Annotated in this window: 21 protein-coding genes and 1 pseudogene; 19 read left to right on the top strand and 3 right to left on the bottom strand. The window is 54.0% G+C overall.

Going from position 1 to position 19,909, the window contains the following annotated elements; translation table 11 throughout:
* Positions 1-2: 2 nt before the first annotated feature.
* From ACHHV8_RS20460 to ACHHV8_RS20450, 3 genes are all read left to right on the top strand, one after another.
* A complete protein-coding gene (locus ACHHV8_RS20460; protein WP_395161074.1) occupies positions 3-1,016 on the top strand; it encodes a thiamine pyrophosphate-dependent dehydrogenase E1 component subunit alpha in 1,014 nt (337 codons plus the stop codon).
* Positions 1,016-1,999, top strand: a complete 984-nt coding sequence (locus ACHHV8_RS20455) for an alpha-ketoacid dehydrogenase subunit beta (RefSeq protein ID WP_395161072.1) — start codon at positions 1,016-1,018, stop codon at positions 1,997-1,999. The genes ACHHV8_RS20460 and ACHHV8_RS20455 overlap by 1 nt, the downstream gene beginning before the upstream one ends.
* A gap of 161 nt (positions 2,000-2,160) precedes the next feature.
* On the top strand, positions 2,161-3,534 hold the full coding sequence (locus tag ACHHV8_RS20450) for a dihydrolipoamide acetyltransferase family protein (protein WP_395161070.1): 1,374 nt from the start codon (positions 2,161-2,163) through the stop codon (positions 3,532-3,534).
* On the opposite strand, the gene prli42 is transcribed toward ACHHV8_RS20450, so the two are convergent.
* Entirely contained in the window at positions 3,531-3,626 is a 96-nt protein-coding gene (gene prli42 / locus ACHHV8_RS20445) for a stressosome-associated protein Prli42 (protein ID WP_395161068.1), read from the bottom strand. The genes ACHHV8_RS20450 and prli42 overlap by 4 nt on opposite strands.
* A 72-nt stretch (positions 3,627-3,698) precedes the next feature.
* Between prli42 and ACHHV8_RS20440 the strand changes: the two genes are divergently transcribed.
* The 3 genes from ACHHV8_RS20440 to ACHHV8_RS20430 all read left to right on the top strand — a co-directional run bounded on the left by ACHHV8_RS20440 (position 3,699) and on the right by ACHHV8_RS20430 (position 6,411).
* Positions 3,699-4,832 (top strand): M20/M25/M40 family metallo-hydrolase, encoded by a 1,134-nt coding sequence (locus ACHHV8_RS20440; protein WP_395161066.1) that lies wholly within the window; start codon positions 3,699-3,701, stop codon positions 4,830-4,832.
* Positions 4,833-5,072: 240 nt separating this feature from the next.
* A complete protein-coding gene (locus tag ACHHV8_RS20435) occupies positions 5,073-6,221 on the top strand; it encodes a DUF3866 family protein (protein WP_395161064.1) in 1,149 nt (382 codons plus the stop codon).
* Positions 6,190-6,411, top strand: coding sequence for a hypothetical protein (locus ACHHV8_RS20430; protein WP_395163705.1), 222 nt, complete (start codon positions 6,190-6,192; stop codon positions 6,409-6,411). Before ACHHV8_RS20435 ends, ACHHV8_RS20430 begins: the two co-directional genes overlap by 32 nt.
* Positions 6,412-6,432: 21 nt before the next feature.
* Here ACHHV8_RS20430 and ACHHV8_RS36815 read toward each other — a convergent pair.
* Positions 6,433-6,477 (bottom strand): annotated as a pseudogene (locus ACHHV8_RS36815) (hypothetical protein); the annotation flags it as partial.
* Positions 6,478-6,742: 265 nt separating this feature from the next.
* Here ACHHV8_RS36815 and ACHHV8_RS20425 point away from each other — a divergent pair.
* The 4 genes from ACHHV8_RS20425 to fur all read left to right on the top strand — a co-directional run bounded on the left by ACHHV8_RS20425 (position 6,743) and on the right by fur (position 9,906).
* Positions 6,743-7,303: an NUDIX domain-containing protein gene (locus ACHHV8_RS20425; protein WP_395161061.1), complete on the top strand. Its 561-nt coding sequence runs from the start codon at positions 6,743-6,745 to the stop codon at positions 7,301-7,303.
* 1 nt (position 7,304) lies between these two features.
* Entirely contained in the window at positions 7,305-8,492 is a 1,188-nt protein-coding gene (locus ACHHV8_RS20420; RefSeq protein ID WP_395161059.1) for an endonuclease Q family protein, read from the top strand.
* Between the two features lie 108 nt (positions 8,493-8,600).
* Entirely contained in the window at positions 8,601-9,242 is a 642-nt protein-coding gene (spoIIM, locus tag ACHHV8_RS20415; RefSeq protein ID WP_395161057.1) for a stage II sporulation protein M, read from the top strand.
* Between the two features lie 205 nt (positions 9,243-9,447).
* A complete protein-coding gene (gene fur, locus ACHHV8_RS20410; protein ID WP_395163573.1) occupies positions 9,448-9,906 on the top strand; it encodes a ferric iron uptake transcriptional regulator in 459 nt (152 codons plus the stop codon).
* 65 nt (positions 9,907-9,971) lie between these two features.
* Here the strand turns inward: fur and lepB are convergent, their stop codons facing one another.
* On the bottom strand, positions 9,972-10,520 hold the full coding sequence (gene lepB, locus ACHHV8_RS20405) for a signal peptidase I (protein ID WP_395161055.1): 549 nt from the start codon (positions 10,518-10,520) through the stop codon (positions 9,972-9,974).
* 228 nt (positions 10,521-10,748) lie between these two features.
* Between lepB and ald the strand changes: the two genes are divergently transcribed.
* From ald to ACHHV8_RS20360, 9 genes are all read left to right on the top strand, one after another.
* Positions 10,749-11,888 (top strand): alanine dehydrogenase, encoded by a 1,140-nt coding sequence (ald, locus tag ACHHV8_RS20400; RefSeq protein WP_395161053.1) that lies wholly within the window; start codon positions 10,749-10,751, stop codon positions 11,886-11,888.
* A gap of 249 nt (positions 11,889-12,137) precedes the next feature.
* Positions 12,138-12,377, top strand: coding sequence for a DUF4227 family protein (locus tag ACHHV8_RS20395; protein WP_395161051.1), 240 nt, complete (start codon positions 12,138-12,140; stop codon positions 12,375-12,377).
* A gap of 101 nt (positions 12,378-12,478) precedes the next feature.
* Positions 12,479-13,375, top strand: coding sequence for a site-specific tyrosine recombinase XerD (gene xerD / locus ACHHV8_RS20390; protein WP_395161049.1), 897 nt, complete (start codon positions 12,479-12,481; stop codon positions 13,373-13,375).
* A gap of 190 nt (positions 13,376-13,565) precedes the next feature.
* Entirely contained in the window at positions 13,566-14,744 is a 1,179-nt protein-coding gene (deoB, locus tag ACHHV8_RS20385) for a phosphopentomutase (RefSeq protein ID WP_395161047.1), read from the top strand.
* A 39-nt stretch (positions 14,745-14,783) separates the two neighbouring features.
* Positions 14,784-15,614 (top strand): purine-nucleoside phosphorylase, encoded by an 831-nt coding sequence (locus ACHHV8_RS20380; protein ID WP_395161045.1) that lies wholly within the window; start codon positions 14,784-14,786, stop codon positions 15,612-15,614.
* Between the two features lie 338 nt (positions 15,615-15,952).
* Entirely contained in the window at positions 15,953-16,357 is a 405-nt protein-coding gene (locus ACHHV8_RS20375) for a flagellar protein (protein ID WP_395161043.1), read from the top strand.
* Between the two features lie 208 nt (positions 16,358-16,565).
* The gene (locus ACHHV8_RS20370; protein ID WP_395161041.1) at positions 16,566-16,943 is read left to right on the top strand and encodes a cupredoxin domain-containing protein; all 378 of its coding nucleotides are present in this window, start codon (positions 16,566-16,568) and stop codon (positions 16,941-16,943) included.
* Between the two features lie 202 nt (positions 16,944-17,145).
* Positions 17,146-18,477: a pyrimidine-nucleoside phosphorylase gene (locus ACHHV8_RS20365; protein WP_395161039.1), complete on the top strand. Its 1,332-nt coding sequence runs from the start codon at positions 17,146-17,148 to the stop codon at positions 18,475-18,477.
* A 153-nt stretch (positions 18,478-18,630) separates the two neighbouring features.
* On the top strand, positions 18,631-19,812 hold the full coding sequence (locus tag ACHHV8_RS20360; RefSeq protein ID WP_395161037.1) for a D-alanyl-D-alanine carboxypeptidase family protein: 1,182 nt from the start codon (positions 18,631-18,633) through the stop codon (positions 19,810-19,812).
* The last annotated feature ends 97 nt before the right edge of the window (positions 19,813-19,909 follow it).

Here is a 19,909-nt window from a genome sequence, read left to right as displayed (position 1 = left end):
CCATGTCCATTGGCCAGCTGATGAAGCACCGCAAGCTTGGATTGTCTGACGAACAGGCTGTAGAAATGTACACATACATGCAAAAGGCTAGAAAGTTTGACGAGCGGGGCTTCGTGCTCCAACGCTCGGGCAAGATCGCATTTCACGTATCGGGCATCGGTCAAGAGGTAGCGCAGGTGGCTGCCGCGTTCGCTTTGGAGAAAGGAAAGGACTATTTCCTTCCTTATTACCGCGATTACGGGTTCGTATTGTCCGTCGGTATGACGATGAAGGAATTGATGCTGTCGGTATTCGCAAAGGCCGAGGATCCGAACAGCGGCGGACGCCAAATGCCGGGGCATTTCGGCCACAAGAAGCTGAATATCGTGACAGGCTCCAGCCCGGTCACGACCCAGGTGCCGCATGCGGTAGGAATCGCCTTGTCGGCCAAAATGAAGAAGCAGGATTTCGTCGCTTTTGCGACGTTCGGTGAAGGCTCAAGCAACCAGGGCGATTTCCACGAGGGCTGTAACTTTGCAGGCGTACATAAGCTGCCGGTCATCTTGATGTGCGAGAACAACCAATATGCGATCTCGGTTCCTATTCACAAGCAGGTGGCGGGCAGCATTGCGGAGCGGGCGAACGGCTACGGCTTTCCGGGCGTCAAAGTGGACGGCAACGATGCGCTCGAGGTATACCGCGTCATGAAGGAAGCGCGTGAGCGCGCGGTTCGCGGCGAAGGGCCTACGCTGATCGAAGCGGTCATGTACCGGATCTCCCCTCACTCCACGTCGGATGACGATATGCTGTATCGAACGAAGGATGAGGTAGAGGAAAACCGGGGCAAGGACGGCATTCCGAAATACAGACAATATCTGGTTGACTGCGGGCTGTGGAGCGACGAGCAGGAAGCGGAGCTGCTGGAACGCATCAAGCAGGAAGTGAACGAAGCGACCCAATATGCGGATCAAGCGCCTTATCCGAAGCCGGAGGACACTTTGCTGCACGTGTACGGTAACGAAGGGGAGGTAAGGTAATGGCGGTCATTACTTATTTGGAAGCTATTCGCTCGGCGATGGCGGAGGAAATGGAGCGCGACGAGAACGTATTCGTGCTTGGAGAGGATGTCGGCAAAGGCGGCGTGCTGAATGCGACGAAGGGACTGCGCGACAGATTCGGCGAGGAGCGGGTCATGGACACGCCTTTGGCGGAGTCGGCTATCGCCGGTGTTGCCATCGGCGCGGCGATGTACGGGATGAAGCCGATTGCGGAAATGCAGTTCGCCGATTTTATTTTCCCGGCGACCAATCAGATCATTAGCGAAGCGGCGCGCATCCGCTACCGTTCCAACAACGACTGGAATTGTCCGATCGTCATCCGGGCGCCTTACGGTGCGACGGGCGGCGGGGCGCTGTACCATTCCCAGTGCCCGGAATCCGTATTTTTCGGAACGCCGGGACTGAAGATCGTTGCGCCGTCGAATCCGTACGATGCCAAAGGATTAATGAAAGCGGCGATTCGCGATGCGGATCCGGTGCTTTATTTTGAACATAAAAAGTGTTATCTTGGCGTTACCGGAGACGTTCCGGACGGCGAAGTGCTGGTAGAAATCGGCAAGGCGGACGTGAAGCGCGAAGGTGACGACATTACCGTTATTTCCTACGGGATTACAGTACAATATGCGCTTCAGGCGGCAGAAGAGCTGGCCAAGGAAGAAGGCATCAGCGTTCATATTCTTGACCTGCGCACGATCCAGCCTTTGGATAAGGAAGCGATTCTTGAGGCGGCAGCCAGAACGAGCAAGGTTCTTATCATCCATGAGGATAATAAGACCGGAGGCGTCGGCGCCGAAGTATCTGCGATTATAGCCGAAGAAATGCTGTTTGATCTGGATGCGCCGATCATGCGCTTATGCGCGCCGGATGTGCCTGCGGTCGGGATGAACCCTCCGATGGAGAAGTTTTTCCTGCTGAACTCGGACAAAATCAAAGAAGCCATGCGCAAGCTGGCTTTGTTCTAACTAACAAGAATAAGTAATGGAAGAAAGCCTTTAGCGTGAGATAGGCAACAAAGGCTTCAACAGCAGTGGGGTGCCTTGCTGCGGTAGCCCGGCAATGAACGCATTGTTCGGTCTGCCGGGCAGGGCCTCCATTTCTTGGATGATGAGGAGGAATCGAAGATATGTCTCAAAACACGCGGGAGACCGAGGTTACGGTTCCGCATTTGGCGGAAAGTCTCGTCTCGGCAACGATAGGCAAATGGCTGAAGCAGCCGGGGGATTACATAGAGCAGTACGATGTGCTGTGCGAATTGATTACCGATAAAGTCAATACCGAAATGCCGTCTCCGGTATCCGGCAGACTGGTTCGGCTTCTTGCGGAGGAAGGCTACACCGCGGCGGTAGGGGAAGCGATATGTATCATCGAAGAGCAGGTGGCGTCGGCGCCAGGCTCGACTTCGCCGCAGGCCGGCATTCAGCGGGCAGCCAACACGGGAAGCGATGCGCTGGCTCAAGATCAGGGAATGCGCAACCGTTATTCCCCTTCCGTCCTTAAGCTGGCGGCCGAGCACGGCGTCCGTCTGGAGGACGTACAGGGAACGGGGCTGGGCGGAAGAATTACGCGCAAGGATATCGAAGCTTACGCAGCTTCCGGCCGAAAGCCAGAGCCTCAACAAGCGGCAGCTTCGGCTGGGCCATCGGCACCAGCTCCGGTGCAGGCGGCTGTACCGAACGTGACGGAAGGGGAGATCTTTGTGGCTGCGCCCGCTAAAGGGCCGGTTCGCTCGTCGGGTATTCATTTGTCCGAGAATCCTCCGCTGCCGAATATTGAGGTGGAGGGACAACCGCTGGAAGGACGCGGGGAATATTTGATCGATGTGACTCCAATCCGCAGCGCGATTGCCCGCAACATGCGCCAAAGCGTATCGGAGATCCCGCACGCTTGGACAATGATTGAAGTTGATGTGACGAATCTTGTACACCTGCGTAACAAGCTGAAGGATGAATTCAAGCGTCAGGAAGGCATCAATCTGACCTACTTGTCTTTTATGATGAAAGCTGTCGTCAGCGCAATTAAAGACTATCCGATTATGAATTCCGTCTGGGCGGTCGATAAAATTATCGTGAAGCGGGATATCAATATTTCGCTTGCCGTAGGCACGGAAGATTCCGTCACAACGCCTGTCATCAAGAAGGCCGATCAGAAAAATATCGCCGGCCTGGCCCGCGAAATCGATGAATTCTCGCGTAAAGCCAGAGCTGGAAAGCTGTCGCTGCAGGACTTGCAGGGAGGTACCTTCACGGTTAACAATACCGGTTCGTTCGGCTCCATCTTGTCCTATCCGATTATCAACTATCCTCAAGCCGCGATTCTTACGTTCGAATCGATCGTCAAGAAGCCGGTCGTTATTCAGGATATGATTGCGGTACGGTCAATGGCCAACATCTGCTTGTCCCTGGATCACCGGATTCTGGACGGCGTGATTTGCGGAAGGTTCCTGCAGCGGGTTAAAGAGAATTTGGAATCCTATAATCAGGAAACGAAGCTATACTAAATAAAGAGGTTCACGGTAAACAAAATCGTGGACAGCAGCATGCAGGCGATCATTGTGTAAATAATGATTTTAAACATCAATTTGTTGCGCATTTCAGGTTCAACTCCTCTTCATGCAATACGAATAGTTTTATTTTAACTTAAAGCATACACAGGAGGAAAGAGATGATTCAAGAGAAGCGGTTGGTTGCGGAGTTTATCGAATTGGTTCAGGTGGACAGCGAGACCAAATTCGAGCAGGAGATCAGCGGAGTGCTGAAGCAAAAGTTTACGGCTCTTGGCTTGACGGTAGAAGAAGACGATACGGCTGCCGTGACCGGCCACGGTTCGGGCAACCTAATCTGCACGCTGGCCGCCACGAAGGACGGACAGGTGCCTCCCATCTTTTTTACCTCGCATATGGATACCGTAACGCCGGGCAAGGGCATTAAGCCGCAGATCGGCGAAGACGGCGTTATCCGAAGCGACGGAACGACGATTCTGGGAAGCGACGACAAGGCGGGACTTGCCGCTATGTTTGAGGCCATCCGCGTGCTCAAGGAGAATCAAATTCCGCACGGCCAAATTCAATTCGTCATTACGGCGGGTGAAGAATCCGGCTTGAAGGGCTCCAGAGCGATGGACGGCAAAGGGATTCAGGCGGAATTCGGCTATGCGCTCGATTCCAACGGATCGATCGGGGATATTGCGGTCGCGGCGCCGACCCAGGCGAAGATTCATATCGCCTTTACCGGACGGTCCGCTCATGCGGGTGTAAATCCGGAGGCGGGCATCAGCGCGATTACCGTAGCGAGTAAGGCGGTATCGAAAATGCCGCTCGGCCGTATCGATAAGGAGACGACTGCGAATATCGGACGCTTTGCCGGCGGCGTTGACGGGGCGACCAATATTGTCGTCGACCGTGTCGTGCTGGAAGCGGAAGCCCGCAGCATCGTCCAGGAGAAGCTCGACCGCCAGGTGGAAGCCATGCGCAAGGCATGCCAGGAGGCTGCCGCGGAGATGGGCGCCCAGATGGAATTCTCGAGCGACCTGATTTATCCGGCGTTCATGTTCGATGATGAAGCGCCGGTCGTTAAACTGGCGGCGAACGCATTGAAGAAAGCCGGCTGCAAGCCGAGAACGTTCCATTCCGGAGGCGGCAGCGACGCCAACGTATTTAACGGTCTGGGCATTCCGACCGTCAATCTGGCCGTCGGCTATCAAAAGATTCACACGACGGAAGAACACATCGCCATCAAAGATCTCGTGAAGGTGGCGGAGGTCGTCGTAGAAATCGTTAAGGAAGCTGCAGGCAGCTAGGCCGGCAGAGCAAAGCCGATGAATATATGCCGGTGCCGCATAGTAGTGGCCGAACCCCGCGAAATTTCGCACCCGCAGCGTTGAGTTTTTTCAATACCCTCACTGAACAAGACAAGACCGTGCCCCTCAGGCAGCGGTCTTGTTTCTGTTTAAAGACTTACCCGGTACATAGATCAAGCGAGTCCTTCATACACTGAAAGGAAGCGCTTGGCTCTGACGGACGGAAGGGGTTGAGATACAGTGTTGAAGTGGAGCGTTGGGATCGTACAGCATGCGGCGGAACCGCTGGAGGGCTTGCAGGAAGCCGCGGTGCTGCTTGCCGACGGATCGTCCGGCAAGGCGGTTTACTACTATGAAGAAGGGACGAAACGGACGCTGGCACCGGGCGACCAGGTGCTGCTGAATACGACGGCCGTTTCCCAGAACCTGGGCACCGGAGGGTACCATTTTATACATACGGTGCTTCCTAGCAACTCCTCCTGCTCTCCGGAACAATTGTCCGCTGTATACAACAATACGGAGGATCACACCGAAGGGCATATCGTGAAGCTGCGCTATACCTCCCTTCAGCGAACCGTTCTGGCCGTAGAAGAGCCGGCAAGCCGTTATCATGAGCTGTTCAGCCGGCCGTTGTCCCTGGAAGGCATGCCGGTATTGATCGGCGAGCTGCACAGCATGCTGCCAGTTGTGCTCTGCCGTATCCGCCAGCTGGAAAGGCGGCAGAATACCCGCTGCAGAGTAGCCTATATTATGAGCGACGGCGGCGCGCTGCCTATCGCGTTCAGCCGGCATGTACGCCGGTTGAAGCAGCAGGAATGGCTGACCGGTACGGTAACCTACGGGCACGCGTATGGCGGTGAAGTGGAGGCGGTGAACAAGTATACGGCTTTATTGGCGGCGAAGCACGTTCTGCAGGCGGATATCGCCGTCGTTATTATGGGCCCCGGCAGCGTCGGCACAGGCACGCGTCTTGGCTTCAGCGGGCTGGAAACCGGGGAGCTGATCAATGCGGCCGCCGCGCTGGGCGGAGAGCCGATTGTGATTCCCCGAATCAGCTTCCTCGATCCGAGGGAACGGCATCGCGGACTCAGCCATCACCTGCTGACGGCGTTAACCGTCGTCAGCAGGGCACAAGCCCGTGTTCCGCTGCCGGAGCTGTCCGGGGCGCAGGGCCAAAGATTAAGGGAGCAGCTTGCCGCCTCCGGCATCGAGACGATTCACCGGCTCTCTTTGCATGAGCCGATCAGGGCTGCAGAGTGGGACCAAGCGTTGGAAGCGTACCCTGAGCCCATTCTTTCGATGGGAAGGGAAGTACGCGGGGATATGGCCGGTTTAGCTGGGATGGGAGCAGCGGCCGATGAGGCGTGGCAGTGCTGGAGAGACCGGTGAAGTCCTGCTTGTAATCAGCTGCGGCGGGCTGAGAGGACGGCGCAGACGAGGGCGCGTTTGCAAACGACGCCTCACCATCGAGCCAGAGGCCGCGTCCTTTTTGCTGCAGCTCGCTTTGATGACCGGTCTGCTCGGCAAGAAATTGAAGCAGGCGCACATCGGTCGTCAGCCGCTGCTGAGCCATTTTTAAATAGTGGCGAATTTCCCATACACGTCCCACCAGCCGAATTTGATTTTCCGTCGTATAAGTTTTCATAGACTTGTCGCTCCTTTTCGTACGCAAACATGATTTGTACACCTTATGCGTAAGCGGGACAGGTTATGTCATGAAAAACTATGAACATAGTGGTTATGTTATAATAGAGCACACTGCACAAGGAAAAGGCTTACGCTTATGCTATCCATTTTGTCTTTGTGACAGGTCGGCTATACTTAGGGCAGAGGATATTTTTGGAGCAATTCATGATGATGGTTACCAAGCCGGCTTTCCCAATGGAAAGTATTTCTAGGAGGAAATCCCAATGACACCTATTAACCGTAAAAAATTCGAAGAAATCACTCTATCTACCGAACCGGTGTATCAGGGCCGCGTGATTTCACTCCAAGTGGACACGGTTCGTCTGCCGAACGGTGAGACCGCGACCCGGGAAATCGTCAGGCATCCGGGCGCTGTAGCGGTTCTGGCGCTGTTGAATGACCGCATGCTGGTGGTCGAGCAGTACCGGAAGCCGCTTGAGAAGAGCCAGGTCGAAATTCCAGCCGGTAAGCTGGAGGCCGGCGAAGATCCGTTGGAAGCGGCCAAGCGGGAGCTTGAAGAAGAGACGGGATACCGCTGCGGCTCCATTGAAAAGGTATGTTCCTTTTACACGTCCCCGGGGTTTGCGGATGAAATATTACATCTGTACGTCGCGCAGGATTTAACGAAGGGAACGGTCCAATTGGATGAGGACGAATTTCTGGAATGCGAAAGCTTAAGCCTGGAGGAGGCGCAGCAGTACATCCGGGAGCAGCGGATCAGCGACGCCAAAACGATCACAGCCGTATACGCATGGCAGGCTTACAAGCTGACGGGAAGCTTCTAGGATGGAGCTGCGGCCTTTTTATGCGGATCTGCACATTCATATCGGACGCAGCGAAGAGGGACAGGCGGTCAAAATCAGCGCGGCGAACAACCTGACCTTTTATAATATCGCCCATGAAGCGTCCGAACGAAAAGGAATGGATATGGTTGGGATCATCGACTGTCACTCCCCTTCGGTTCAGCGGGACATGCAGCAATATCTGGACCGAGGCGAGATGGAGGAGCTTGAAGGCGGAGGCATACGCTATCACGATACGACCGTCATTTTGGGAAGCGAGATCGAAGTGCGCGACCCTGGCCTTGGAACCGCACATTTGCTGGCCTATTTGCCTACATTCGATGCGATGAAACAGTTCACGGCGTGGATGAGCAAGCATATGAAAAATGTGGAGCTGAGCTCCCAGCGTATCTACGTGCCGGCCAAGGTGCTGCAGCAGGAGGTTGTCGGCCGCGGAGGGCTGCTGGTCCCGGCGCATATCTTCACTCCGCACAAAAGCATTTACGGCAGCTGCTCCGACCGTATGACGGATCTGCTCGAACTCGATCAGGTGGCGGCCGTTGAGCTGGGCCTAAGCTCCGATTCCGAGATGGCCGGTTATATTTCGGAGCTCGACCGCTTCACGTTTCTGACCAATTCGGACGCCCATTCCTTGCCGAAGATCGGCAGGGAATATAACAAGCTGGAGCTTAAGGAAGCGAGCTTCCAAGAACTGAAGCTGGCGCTGGCAGGCTCGGAGGGGCGCCGCGTCGCCGCCAACTATGGCTTGAATCCGCGTCTCGGCAAATATCACCGGACGTATTGCGCCGCCTGCAGCTCCTTATTGGAGGAGAAGGAAACCGTCGTGGAACGGTGCTCCTACTGCGGCAGCAAAAAAATCGTCCGCGGCGTGCTCGACCGGATTCTCGATATCGCCGACCGTCCGGTGGAGGCGCCCTATGTGCCGGCTTCGCGCCCTCCGTATCATTATCAAATTCCGCTTGAGTACATTCCTGGACTAGGAAGCCGGAAGCTGAACAAGCTGCTTGAGGCCTTCGGCACGGAGATGAATCTGCTTCATCGCGTTCCGAAGGAGGCGATAGCCGCTTCCGTAGGCGAAGAGATAGCCGATTATATCGTTCAAGCCAGGGAAGATAAGCTGACGCTTCAGGTAGGCGGAGGCGGGAAGTACGGCAGGGTGACAGGCAAGTAGCTTCAGCTTGAAAGGTTGAAAGGCAGCCCGGCAGGTTTTGGTCATATCCTCCCTTATCGGCTCATATGCTTGTACTAACCGTACAAGGAGCAAGGGAGGCTATGCAGCATGAATCGTAACTCATCGCTACAGCTGTATTTAAAGGAGAACCTGTCGCTCTATATTTTCGTCAGCGTCATTTTCATTACGGGCGTCGTATTCGGAGCTGTTATGGTCAATGCACTGTCATTGGAACAAAAGCAGGAAATTATGCGTTACTTGGGTAATTTCGTCTCGTCGGTGGACCAAGGAGGCTTTATGGAGGCGAATGCCTCTTTCCAGCAGTCCTTTGCGATGCATATCAAGTGGATCCTGATTATTTGGGTGCTCGGGATGTCCGTTATCGGGCTCCCGCTCATCTTGGTTCTCGATTTTTTGAAAGGTGTGCTGATCGGCTTCACCGTCGGATACCTTGTTGGACAGCTTTCATGGAAGGGCCTGCTGTTCGCTTTGGTATCGGTAGCGCCCCAGAATCTGATTATCATTCCGGCGCTTCTGATTTGCAGCGTGACGGCTATGGCCTTCTCCATTCATATGGTCAAGCACCGTTTTATGACGCGCAAGGGGGCCTTCTACGAACCGTTTATGCGGTATTCGGCGACCATTCTCGTGTCCGGCGCACTGCTGGCGGGCGTGGCGCTGTTTGAAGCGCATATTTCTCCCGTCATGATGAAATGGGTGACCCCTATGATCATCACGATGGCTTCCTGAAGCGTTTCATCGGCTCCATTTGGGCGGAAGCACATGGCCGGACCATGCGCAAACGCTGAAATGTTTGACTTTCCGGGCGACCTCCACCTATAATGTAAGATGAAGCCCAGCAGACGGTTTGCTGTGCAAAACTGGGCGCAGGCTTACGTAGCAGGTTTTGCTTTGATGCAAAACCCGTAGGGGGAGTAGCATGGAATCTCGTAGCATGGAATCTCGCATTGAAAAAATAAAACAGCAGCTGCAGTCACAAGGCTATAAGCTGACTCCTCAGCGCGAAGCTACCGTCCGCGTATTGCTGGAGAACGAAGAAGACCATCTGAGCGCAGAGGATGTCTTTATGCTGGTTAAGGATAAAGCTCCCGAGATCGGTCTCGCTACGGTATACCGGACGCTTGAATTATTAAGCGAGCTTCACGTTTTGGAGAAAATGAATTTCGGGGACGGCGTAGCCCGTTACGATTTGCGTAATGACAGCACTCATCATCATCATCATCATTTGATTTGTGTGAAGTGCGGTTCGGTGGACGAAATCATGGAAGACTGGCTGACTCCTCTCGAGGATCGGCTGGAGAAAGATTATCGTTTCAAGGTGCTGGATCACCGTCTCGATTTTCAAGGGATCTGTCATCGCTGCATCGACAAAAATGACAAGAATACTCAATAAAATCAAAGAAAACCTTCTGCCTGTCCTTCATTCGAAGGAGACAAGCGGAAGGTTTTTTGCTGTGCTTACATTTTGATGCCGAGCACGTGGTCCAGCGGAACGGTGCCGATATTGCGGCTGTCCTTGCTGTTATTGCGGTTATCGCCCATAACGAAAAACTGGTTTGCAGGGACGGTAATTTTATCCGGTGAAGTGTAGTTCATCGTTTCCAGCAAATAAGGCTCGTCCAGCGGCTCCCCGTTTCTGTATACCTTATGATCCTTGAATTCGAGCACATCGCCCGGCTTGCCGATGACTCTTTTCACATAGACGATCCGGTCATCTCCTCCTTTGAACAGGGAAATTAGCGGATGCTCCTCCAAATCGTCCAGGAAGCTGCGGGGCCTGTCCACGCGGCTGTCTACGATGACGATATCGCCGTAATCGGGCTCATACCGAAACGTATGCGACAGCTTGGAAATAAAGATGCGCTGGGTGTCGTGCAATGTCGGGTCCATCGAATGGCCCGATACTTTGGTCGGCTGGATAACGAATACGCCGATTAATAATGCGCAGCCAAAAGCAATGACGATGGAGGTCGCCCAACTGCGGATTTCCGATCCAATATTTTTCATAGCGGCTCCTTTCCTAACCGTTCCGGACTGACGGAGTTATTTTCGAGGAAGCTGCCGTTTCGCGCGCTCCCGCCTGTAAAGTCCAGCTTTCAGTATAACACGGACGCGACAGGAGTTCCAAGACATGCAAGATGGTGGGAATAAGCGGTTAGTAACCGCCGCTGTGGGAAAAATAAAACGAACGGGTTCTGCGGTTTATTCATAGATTAGAATAGGGAGGCGGACAGGATGGCCAGCCAAAAAATCGGAATTCCAAAGGAAATCAAAAACAATGAAAACCGGGTAGCGTTAACTCCGGGAGGAGCGGGGATGCTGACCCGGTTAGGACATAAGGTTTACGTTCAGGCCGGCGCGGGAGAAGGCAGCGGCTTTGCCGATCCGGATTATGCCAAAGAAGGCGCCGTGCTGCTTAAGGATGCTGCGGAAGTATGGGAGCAATCCGAAATGATCATGAAGGTGAAGGAGCCGCTGCCGTCCGAATACGGCTACTTCCGTCAAGATTTAACGCTTTTTACTTATTTGCATCTTGCGGCGGAGCCGAAGCTGGCGGAAGCGATGCTTGCGAGCGGGATGACGGGGATTGCCTACGAAACGATTCAGCTTGCGAACGGCAGTCTCCCGCTGCTGACGCCGATGAGCGAGGTAGCCGGCCGGATGTCGGTTCAGGTCGGAGCGCAGTTTCTGGAAAGGTTTTACGGCGGCCGAGGCATTCTGCTTGGAGGGGTGCCGGGCGTGCCTCCGGGAGATGTGGTGATCATCGGCGGCGGCGTCGTAGGAACGAATGCCGCCAAGATGGCGCTGGGCCTTGGCGCCAACGTCGTCATCATCGACCGCAGCGCCGACAGGCTCCGGTATTTGGACGATGTATTCCAGGGGAGAATCCGCACCTTAATGTCGAACCCTCACAGCATTGCCAATGCCGTTCAGAGGGCGGATCTGCTGATCGGAGCCGTGCTGATACCCGGAGCCCGGGCGCCCAAGCTTGTCAGCGAGGACATGGTGAAGCAGATGAAGGCTGGCTCCGTTATCGTCGATGTGGCTGTAGACCAGGGCGGCTCCATCGAGACGGTCGACCGCGTTACGACGCACAGCGAGCCGATTTATTTGAAGCGCGGCGTGATCCATTACGCAGTGGCCAACATGCCCGGCGCCGTTCCGCGCACATCGACGCTTGCTCTAACGAACAATACACTCGCTTATGCGGTCGAGCTGGCCGGCAAAGGGCTGGTCGAAGCGATACGCAGCCATCCGGAGCTGAAGCCGGGAGTGAACACGTATTCCGGGCACGTTACGCATGCGGCGGTGGCGGAGGGCATCGGCCGGCCGTACACTCCGCTCGATTCACTGCTCTCGTCCGCCGGGAGCTGACGTCCGTACGGTCGCCTATGGCCCGGCAAGCGTCGGGCAAGCGGTTCTGACTCCGCAGGCTTTTTAGCTGAAGCCTACGCTTGCTCCGTCCGACGGTTCGTCAGCTCCGCCGCATGACGTTCGCTTTTTGCCAAGCGGGATGATCTCCTCATGGGCGGCCGATTGAAATAGACTGTTTCCTCTATAGGGAAAACAGCTCATAAAATAGGGTAAAGGATCATAGCTTATCCTTAAGGGAGGGGACTGGCTATGATCTTTCATGTGCATGCTCGCAAATGGTTCGAACGGCTGAAATTCATGGTTGTCTTTATTTTGTTCACTTATGCGCTTTACCATATGCTGATGATATTGACCGCATGGATTGAGCCTGGACCGCGATATAAGGAGCCGTCGGGAAGAGCGGTGAAAGTATTTCAAGATCATGTATCCGTAACGGATGAGGGACCGATGGGCGAGCGTCTTAAGCTCTTTTACTGGCTCGGCGAATAACGATTTGGCTTCACAAGCAGGATTCTACTCATTTATGTTGAATTTACCTTAAGATTGCTTGTGAAAGGAATCGGGCGATTGACATAGAAAGGGAAATCAGCATGAAAATGGAACTGCAGTCGTTTATCGATTTTTTGTCCGATGAACGGGGACTTGCCAAGAACACATTGGACTCCTATGAGAGGGATATCGCGCAGTACATTGATTATTTGTACAGCTGCGGCACGATTTCTCTCCAGGAAACGAAAAAATTACAAATATCCAATTACCTTCATCATATGAAGCAGCTGGGAAGGGCGGCGTCTACGCAATCCCGCACGATCGTTTCTTTAAGGGCATTCTACCAATACCTGGTCAGGGAACGGAAGGTGGATCAGGACCCGACCGTACAGCTGGAGATGCCCAAGCTGGAGAAGCGTCTGCCGAAGGTGTTGACGATCCAGGAGGTCGAATCGCTTCTGGAGGCCCCGCAAACATCCGTGCCCAATGGGATGAGAGACAAGGCCATGCTGGAAGTGCTTTATGCAACCGGTATACGCGTATCGGAGCTGATATCGCTGGAAGTAGAGCATGTGAATCCGGAGATGGGCTTTATCCGATGTACGGGCAAAGGAGCCAAGGAACGCATTATCCCGCTTGGCGCCATCGCCTCGGACATTGTCGGCGAGTATATCGCGAACATGAGGCCGAAGCTGCTGAAGAAGTCGAAGACGGAGACCGCTCTGTTCATCAACCATTTGGGTACCCGGATTACACGGCAGGGATTCTGGAAAATTATTAAGCGTTATGCGGCCGAAACGCAGATCGTGAAGGAAATTACTCCTCACACGCTGCGCCATTCTTTTGCCGCGCATTTGCTGGAGAATGGGGCGGACCTCCGCTCGGTTCAGGAAATGCTGGGACATGCCGACATTTCGACAACGCAGATCTATACACAGGTTGCCAGGGGGAAAATGAAGGAAGTATATGACCGCGCGCATCCGCGGGCCAAAAGGTAGCGGCTGCGCCGGGGCTCGCCAGTACATATTGGATTTGTCATGCAAGAGGTGAAGGAAGCTTGCTCTGTTACAAGGGCAGGCTTTCTTTTTCGCTCTTGTTTCCAGGTGTGAAAACTTTGCGGCGGTGCTTTGCAAACCCGTACCGCTTTTGCGATAATAGCAAAAGATGGATGGATCCAACAGGAGGTGCATGATCTTGAGATTTCAACGCATTTGTTTGATCGTTCTGGACAGCGTAGGCATTGGCGAGCTGCCCGATGCTCCTGCCTTCGGCGATGCCGGCGCTCATACGCTGGGTCATATCGCCGAGACGAATGCCTCCTTTGAACTGCCGAATTTGCAGCAGCTCGGCTTGGGCAATATTGCTCCGCTGCAAGGTATTGCTCCCGTAGGCCAGCCGCTGGCATCCTATGGAAAAATGGCTGAGGCCTCGGTCGGCAAAGATACGATGACAGGCCATTGGGAAATTATGGGCTTGAAGGTGGAGATCCCTTTCAATGTGTTTCCCGACGGATTTCCTACCGAGCTGATTGAACGCTTCGAGAAGGAAACGGGACGGAAGGTCATCGGCAATAAGCCGGCCTCGGGAACGGAGATTCTCGATGAGCTTGGGGAAGAACAGATGAAGACCGGGACATGGATCGTGTATACGTCCGCCGACAGTGTATTTCAGCTGGCCGCCCATGAGGAGATTATCCCGCTGGAGGAGCTGTACAACGCTTGTGAAATCGCCCGCAGGCTGACGCTGGACGATCCTTATGCCGTAGGGCGCGTTATCGCCCGTCCTTATGTCGGAGAGCCCGGAGCGTTCAAAAGAACGCCCAACCGCCACGACTACGCGGTGAAGCCGCCGGTGCCGACGGTAATGAATTATTTGAAGGATGCGGGACTGGACTGTATCGCTGTCGGCAAAATCAATGATATTTTTTCCGGCGAAGGGGTAACGAAATCCCGGCCGACCAAAAGCAACCTCGACGGCATTCAAGCGACGATCGAGCAGCTGGGGCAGCCGTTCCAAGGGCTGCTGTTCACCAATCTGGTCGATTTCGATTCGTTATACGGCCACAGGAGAGATACTGCCGGCTATGCGAATGCCTTGATGGAGTTCGACGCCTGGCTGCCCAAGCTGATGGAACAGCTTGAGCCGGAGGATCTGCTGATCCTGACGGCGGATCACGGCAATGATCCCGTGCATCCCGGGACCGATCATACGCGCGAGTATGTGCCGTTATTGGTCTACAGCCCGGGAACGACCCAGCCGCACCCGCTTGGGATCAGGGCTACCTTCGCGGACGTCGGGGCGACGATCGCGGATAATTTCGGCACGGCTTCGACCGGCAACGGGGTTAGTTTCTTGCCGCTGATATAATACTTAATCGTTTTTCACTTGATAAGGGGGAATGAATGGATGGAGAACAGCAATCTGATAACCAAAATTCAAGAGGCGGCGGCCTACATAAAGGAGCAGTACCCGACAGCGCCGGAGATCGGCCTCATTCTCGGCTCAGGCTTGGGCGTGATTGCGGACCTCGTTGAGAATGCGAAGGTCATTACTTATGACAGCATCCCGCATTTCCCGGTGTCCACCGTGGAAGGACATGCGGGCGAGCTGCTGCTCGGCACCATTCAAGGCAAGCATGTGCTGCTGATGAAGGGCCGTTTTCATATGTATGAAGGCTACGGAGTGGAGGTAGTCTCCTTCCCTGTCCGTGTGATGAAGGAGCTGGGGGTCAAGACGCTGCTCGTGACGAATGCCGCCGGCGGGGTGAATACTTCGTATGAGGTCGGCGATTTGATGGTGATCAAGGATCACATCAACTTTACATCCCGAAACCCGCTGATCGGACCGAACTTCAACGAGCTCGGCGCCCGCTTCCCTGACATGTCGGAGGCGTACAGCCGCAAGCTGCGCCAAGTGGCGAAGGATGTAGCTGCAGAGCAGGGGGTCAAGCTGCAGGAAGGCGTTTATATCGGTCTCTTGGGTCCGTCGTATGAAACGCCGGCCGAGATCCGCATGATGCGCACGCTCGGAGCGGACGCGGTAGGGATGTCGACGGTCGCGGAGGTCATTGTAGCTCGCCACGCAGGCATCGAAGTATTGGGCTTCTCCTGCATCAGCAATATGGCTGCAGGCATTCTCGATCAGCCGTTGTCCCATGAGGAAGTCATGGAGACGACGGAGCGCGTGAAGCCTAAATTTTTGAAGCTGATTCTGGGGATCGTCAGCAAATTGGGCTGACGGATGCCCGCCGCCTTCAGGCAAAAGGAAAGACTGTTCGCTCCTTCCGGGGAGCCGAACAGTCTTTTTTTTCGTTGAGTCCTATAAGATTATTTGGACTTTTTGGCGCCTTTATCGCTGGTGCGGGTTGTTGTGTTTTGGTTCGCATGACCTTGCTGCTTGTCAGACATTGCTGTCACCTCCATCGGTTTTATTGTGGTTGCTTCAATGTCTTCATATACATGAAAAGAAAAATGTGAAAATCTTAACAAATTTTGAGAAATGGGCCTTACCTACTAAAGAAGATCATGATATAATTAGGCACAACGAACTAATTGTCAGACGGGGAAGTGATGAGTATGAGCATTCTGGCAGTGGCCAATTGTCCTTGCTGCGGTAAAGTATATCAGAAGAATATACGAAATCTGTGCATGGATTGTATGCGTGCTTTGGACAATGATTTGGATACGTGCTATACCTATTTGCGCAGTCACCGCAAGGCAACGACCGAAGAGCTGCGTCAGGCTACCGGGGTATCGGTTCAGCTTATCACCGAATGGATCAAATCGAAGAGACTCTCGATTAACGATTATCCGAATTTATCCTACCCGTGCGACAGCTGCGGGGCCCCGATCCGCCATCAAAAGCTGTGCTTCCCTTGCAGCACCCGTCTGGCGCGGGAGATTCGGGAGCTGCAGCCTAAAGAGCCGGCAGCCGCCCAATCGGCGGGGATCGGCTACCGCAGCCGCCTTCACCGCTGCTAAAATTGAGTGGAATCTCCTTGCCGCCGCAAGCGAAAAGGAGATTTTTGTTTTTATAAAAGTTATGATAAAATGGCTAAGGTACAAATCTTGGACAAAATTGTCACAAATTTTTCACCGGAACGCCCTGAAAAGGAATAGGTAAAGCTGGCTTGATTATGTACAATGTAGCTATACGTCTGATGGTAAAACTGTAAGGGGGATTTTTCCAATGCAAAAGTGGATCATGTTTACTTTGTTTATCGTAGCCTGTTTGTTAGGCGCGGGGGTTTTGTTCCAAAATGTAAGCGAACGTCAAGCCGAAATGGCGAAGGAAGCTAAAGCCGGACCACAATTGAAATTCGTGGCATCGAACTACCAGTTCGACAAGCCTGAATATACAGTGAAAGCTGGCGAGAAAGTAACGGTTACGTTCCAGAACAAAGAAGGCCTTCATGCCATGGAAATCGTGGGCTTGAACGTGAAGCTGGACGGAACGAACAAATCCGCTGACGTCACTTTTGACAAACCGGGCACTTACGAAGTACACTGTGTGCTGCCTTGCGGTCCAGGGCATGCCGAAATGAAAACGAAACTGGTAGTTCAATAAAAACCATGAGAACCTGAACGGTTCTCTCCGCCTGCCGGGCATGCTCGGCAGGATTTTTTTGTTAGCGGGGGATGTAATTGGCCGGGATACAATTAGGCAGCGTAATCCCATTTATGATAAAATGGATTCAGCCAGGCTGGAAAGTTGTGACAATGCCGGATTTGCCAGCAGGACGCAATAGACCCAGGATCGGAGGAAACCCATGAGAACAGTGGATATCATTCAAAAAAAACGGGACGGGGAAACCTTATCGGCCGATGAAATCGAATTTCTCATTCAGGGCTACACCCGCGGGGAAATACCGGACTACCAGATGTCCGCATGGGCGATGGCTGTCTATTTCAACGGGATGACCGCGAAGGAAACGGCCGACTTAACGATGGCGATGGCTCGCTCGGGCGATCAGGCGGATTTGAGCTCGATTCCGGGTGTGAAGGTAGACAAGCACAGCACGGGGGGCGTAGGAGATACGACGACCCTCATTTTGGGGCCGCTGGTAGCGGCGGCGGGTGTGCCTGTCGCGAAAATGTCCGGCAGAGGCCTGGGACATACAGGCGGGACGATCGATAAATTGGAGGCGCTGCCCGGCTTTGAGATCGAGCTGACCAAGGAGCGGTTTCTTGAGCAGGTGAAAAGCATCGGCGTATCCGTCATCGGCCAGTCAGGCAACATGACGCCTGCCGACAAGAAGCTGTACGCTCTGAGAGACGTGACGGGAACCGTCGAATCGATTCCATTGATCGCAAGCTCCGTGATGAGCAAAAAAATCGCCTCAGGCGCCGACGCTATCGTGCTGGATGTGAAAACCGGCAGCGGGGCGTTTATGAAATCATTAAATGAATCCATCCAGCTTGCCAAAGCGATGGTGGACATAGGAGAACAGGTAGGACGCGAGACGGTAGCCGTCATTACGAATATGGATGAACCGCTGGGACTAGCGATAGGCAATGCGCTGGAGGTACGCGAAGCGATTGACACCTTGAAGGGCCAGGGACCGGAGGATTTGCAGGAGCTTTGTTTGGTCCTTGGCGCCCACATGATCCAGCTGGGCGGCAAGGCTGCCTCTTATGATGAAGCCCGGGCGCTGGCGGAGCGGATGCTGCAGGAAGGGCTGGGCACGGAGAAGCTGAAGCAGCTTGTCGCCGCCCAGGGCGGCGATGCAGCGGCGGTGGACCGCCTGGAGCTGCTGCCGGCAGCGGAGTATCAAATCCCTGTGCTTGCTTTGGATGACGGCATCGTATCCCATATCGACGCGGAATCCTTGGGAATCACGGCGATGATGATGGGGGCCGGCAGAGCGACCAAGGAAGACAAGATCGATCTGGCCGTGGGCATCGTGCTGAAGAAGAAGGTCGGGGACCGCGTCGAAGCCGGTGAGCCGCTTGCTGAGCTGCACTTGAACCGCAACGAGCCGATGTTCACGGAGGAAATGACGCAGCAGATCCGCGAAGCGTTTGCTTTCAGCGCAGACGAGGTGCCTAGGACGAAGCTGGTTTATGCAGTTGTGACCAAGCAAGGGGTACAAATGGTATAGCTATTTTAATAAAATACTTCACGAATACTTATCCGGGAGGCTTGAAGCCTTCCGGATTTTTTCTTTTTGTCGCCTGAACTGGAATATTTTGCAGGGAATTCGTCCACACTGATAAGCAGGCAACTAACTTATTTTGGAGGGGAAAGAACAGCTATGCTCAACAAAGTCGTGAAGCTATTCGTATCCATTCAGCTTATTTGCGCTCTGCTCGTTCCGGCAGTGTTCGCGGAGGAGAAGAAAGCACCGGAGCAAGCGGTGGATTTGGCGCCGAATGCAACCTCCGCGGTAGTTATTGATGCGGATACAGGGACTGTTATTTTTGAAAAAAATAAAGACGCGAAGCTGCCGCCGGCCAGTATCACGAAGATTATGACGATGCTGCTGGTCATGGAGGCGCTCGATCAAGGCAAGCTCAAGATGGACGACAAGGTCCGTACGAGCGAATACGCAGCGTCCATGGGGGGCTCGCAAATCTTCCTGGAGCCGGGAGAAGAGATGACGGTTCAGGATATGCTGAAGGGGATTGCGATGGCGTCCGGCAACGATGCGTCGGTGGCAATGGCCGAGAAGCTCGGAGGCTCCGAGCAGGGCTTTGTCAAGCAGATGAACGACAAGGCGCAGCAGCTGGGCCTGAAGAATACCCATTTCGCCAATCCCAACGGGCTTCCGGCGGAAAATCATTTTTCTTCGGCTTATGACATCGCTTTGATGTCTCAGGAGCTGCTGAAGCATGAGGAGATTACCAAATTTACGGGAACCTACCAGGATTACCTGCGCAAGGAGACGCCGAAGCCGTTCTGGCTCGTCAATACGAACAAGCTGGTGCGCTTCTACAGCGGTGCAGACGGCTTGAAAACAGGATATACGAGCGAAGCGAAATTCTGCTTGTCCGCGACGGCCAAACGCGATAATTTCCGCGTGATCAGCGTGGTGATGGGCGAGCCGGATACGAAGACCCGGAATGCGGAAGTGTCGAGCCTGTTCGATTATGCTTTCTCTCAATATACGAATTACCCTATCTTTAAAACCGGGGATGCGCTTGGTGATCTGAAGATCAGCAAGGGCGAGCAGCCTACGGTACCTTTGACGGCTGCGCACCAGTACGGCGTGCTGCTGAAAAAAGGGGACGAGGCATCCGGCATCCGGCATGAAGTGCAGCTGAATCCGGACCTGAAAGCGCCGGTTAACATCGGCCAGCCGATCGGTAAAATCGTCGTCTATAAAGGCGATCAGCTGCTGAAGGAGTTTCCGCTGGAATCGCCTGTAGATGTGAAAAAAGCAGGCTGGTGGACCTTGACGAAGCGGACGGCGAAAAAACTGTTCTTTATTGACTGACACCGGGCCCCGCTCGCGCGGAGGCGGTAAAAGTTGTCGCATTTCTTCTGATTCTAGCGCATTTCTTCTAGTTTTGTCGGGAGGCAGGAAATGGGAA

This window comes from Paenibacillus sp. TAB_01, assembly GCF_043945595.1.
Taxonomy (GTDB): domain Bacteria; phylum Bacillota; class Bacilli; order Paenibacillales; family NBRC-103111; genus Paenibacillus_S.
The sequence above is the reverse complement of the archived record's forward strand: the minus strand, read 5'-3'. Positions and strand labels throughout refer to the sequence as shown.

What these genes read in the sequence shown, in the direction of transcription:
- ACHHV8_RS20460 (WP_395161074.1), top strand. Translation starts at nt 3, where the DNA reads ATGTCCATTGGCCAGCTGATGAAGCACCGCAAGCTTGGATTGTCTGAC.
- ACHHV8_RS20455 (WP_395161072.1), top strand. Translation starts at nt 1,016, where the DNA reads ATGGCGGTCATTACTTATTTGGAAGCTATTCGCTCGGCGATGGCGGAG.
- ACHHV8_RS20450 (WP_395161070.1), top strand. Translation starts at nt 2,161, where the DNA reads ATGTCTCAAAACACGCGGGAGACCGAGGTTACGGTTCCGCATTTGGCG.
- prli42 (WP_395161068.1), bottom strand. Translation starts at nt 3,626, where the DNA reads ATGCGCAACAAATTGATGTTTAAAATCATTATTTACACAATGATCGCC.
- ACHHV8_RS20440 (WP_395161066.1), top strand. Translation starts at nt 3,699, where the DNA reads ATGATTCAAGAGAAGCGGTTGGTTGCGGAGTTTATCGAATTGGTTCAG.
- ACHHV8_RS20430 (WP_395163705.1), top strand. Translation starts at nt 6,190, where the DNA reads ATGAGGCGTGGCAGTGCTGGAGAGACCGGTGAAGTCCTGCTTGTAATC.
- ACHHV8_RS20425 (WP_395161061.1), top strand. Translation starts at nt 6,743, where the DNA reads ATGACACCTATTAACCGTAAAAAATTCGAAGAAATCACTCTATCTACC.
- ACHHV8_RS20420 (WP_395161059.1), top strand. Translation starts at nt 7,305, where the DNA reads ATGGAGCTGCGGCCTTTTTATGCGGATCTGCACATTCATATCGGACGC.
- spoIIM (WP_395161057.1), top strand. Translation starts at nt 8,601, where the DNA reads ATGAATCGTAACTCATCGCTACAGCTGTATTTAAAGGAGAACCTGTCG.
- fur (WP_395163573.1), top strand. Translation starts at nt 9,448, where the DNA reads ATGGAATCTCGCATTGAAAAAATAAAACAGCAGCTGCAGTCACAAGGC.
- lepB (WP_395161055.1), bottom strand. Translation starts at nt 10,520, where the DNA reads ATGAAAAATATTGGATCGGAAATCCGCAGTTGGGCGACCTCCATCGTC.
- ald (WP_395161053.1), top strand. Translation starts at nt 10,749, where the DNA reads ATGGCCAGCCAAAAAATCGGAATTCCAAAGGAAATCAAAAACAATGAA.
- ACHHV8_RS20395 (WP_395161051.1), top strand. Translation starts at nt 12,138, where the DNA reads ATGATCTTTCATGTGCATGCTCGCAAATGGTTCGAACGGCTGAAATTC.
- xerD (WP_395161049.1), top strand. Translation starts at nt 12,479, where the DNA reads ATGAAAATGGAACTGCAGTCGTTTATCGATTTTTTGTCCGATGAACGG.
- deoB (WP_395161047.1), top strand. Translation starts at nt 13,566, where the DNA reads ATGATCTTGAGATTTCAACGCATTTGTTTGATCGTTCTGGACAGCGTA.
- ACHHV8_RS20380 (WP_395161045.1), top strand. Translation starts at nt 14,784, where the DNA reads ATGGAGAACAGCAATCTGATAACCAAAATTCAAGAGGCGGCGGCCTAC.
- ACHHV8_RS20375 (WP_395161043.1), top strand. Translation starts at nt 15,953, where the DNA reads ATGAGCATTCTGGCAGTGGCCAATTGTCCTTGCTGCGGTAAAGTATAT.
- ACHHV8_RS20370 (WP_395161041.1), top strand. Translation starts at nt 16,566, where the DNA reads ATGCAAAAGTGGATCATGTTTACTTTGTTTATCGTAGCCTGTTTGTTA.
- ACHHV8_RS20365 (WP_395161039.1), top strand. Translation starts at nt 17,146, where the DNA reads ATGAGAACAGTGGATATCATTCAAAAAAAACGGGACGGGGAAACCTTA.
- ACHHV8_RS20360 (WP_395161037.1), top strand. Translation starts at nt 18,631, where the DNA reads ATGCTCAACAAAGTCGTGAAGCTATTCGTATCCATTCAGCTTATTTGC.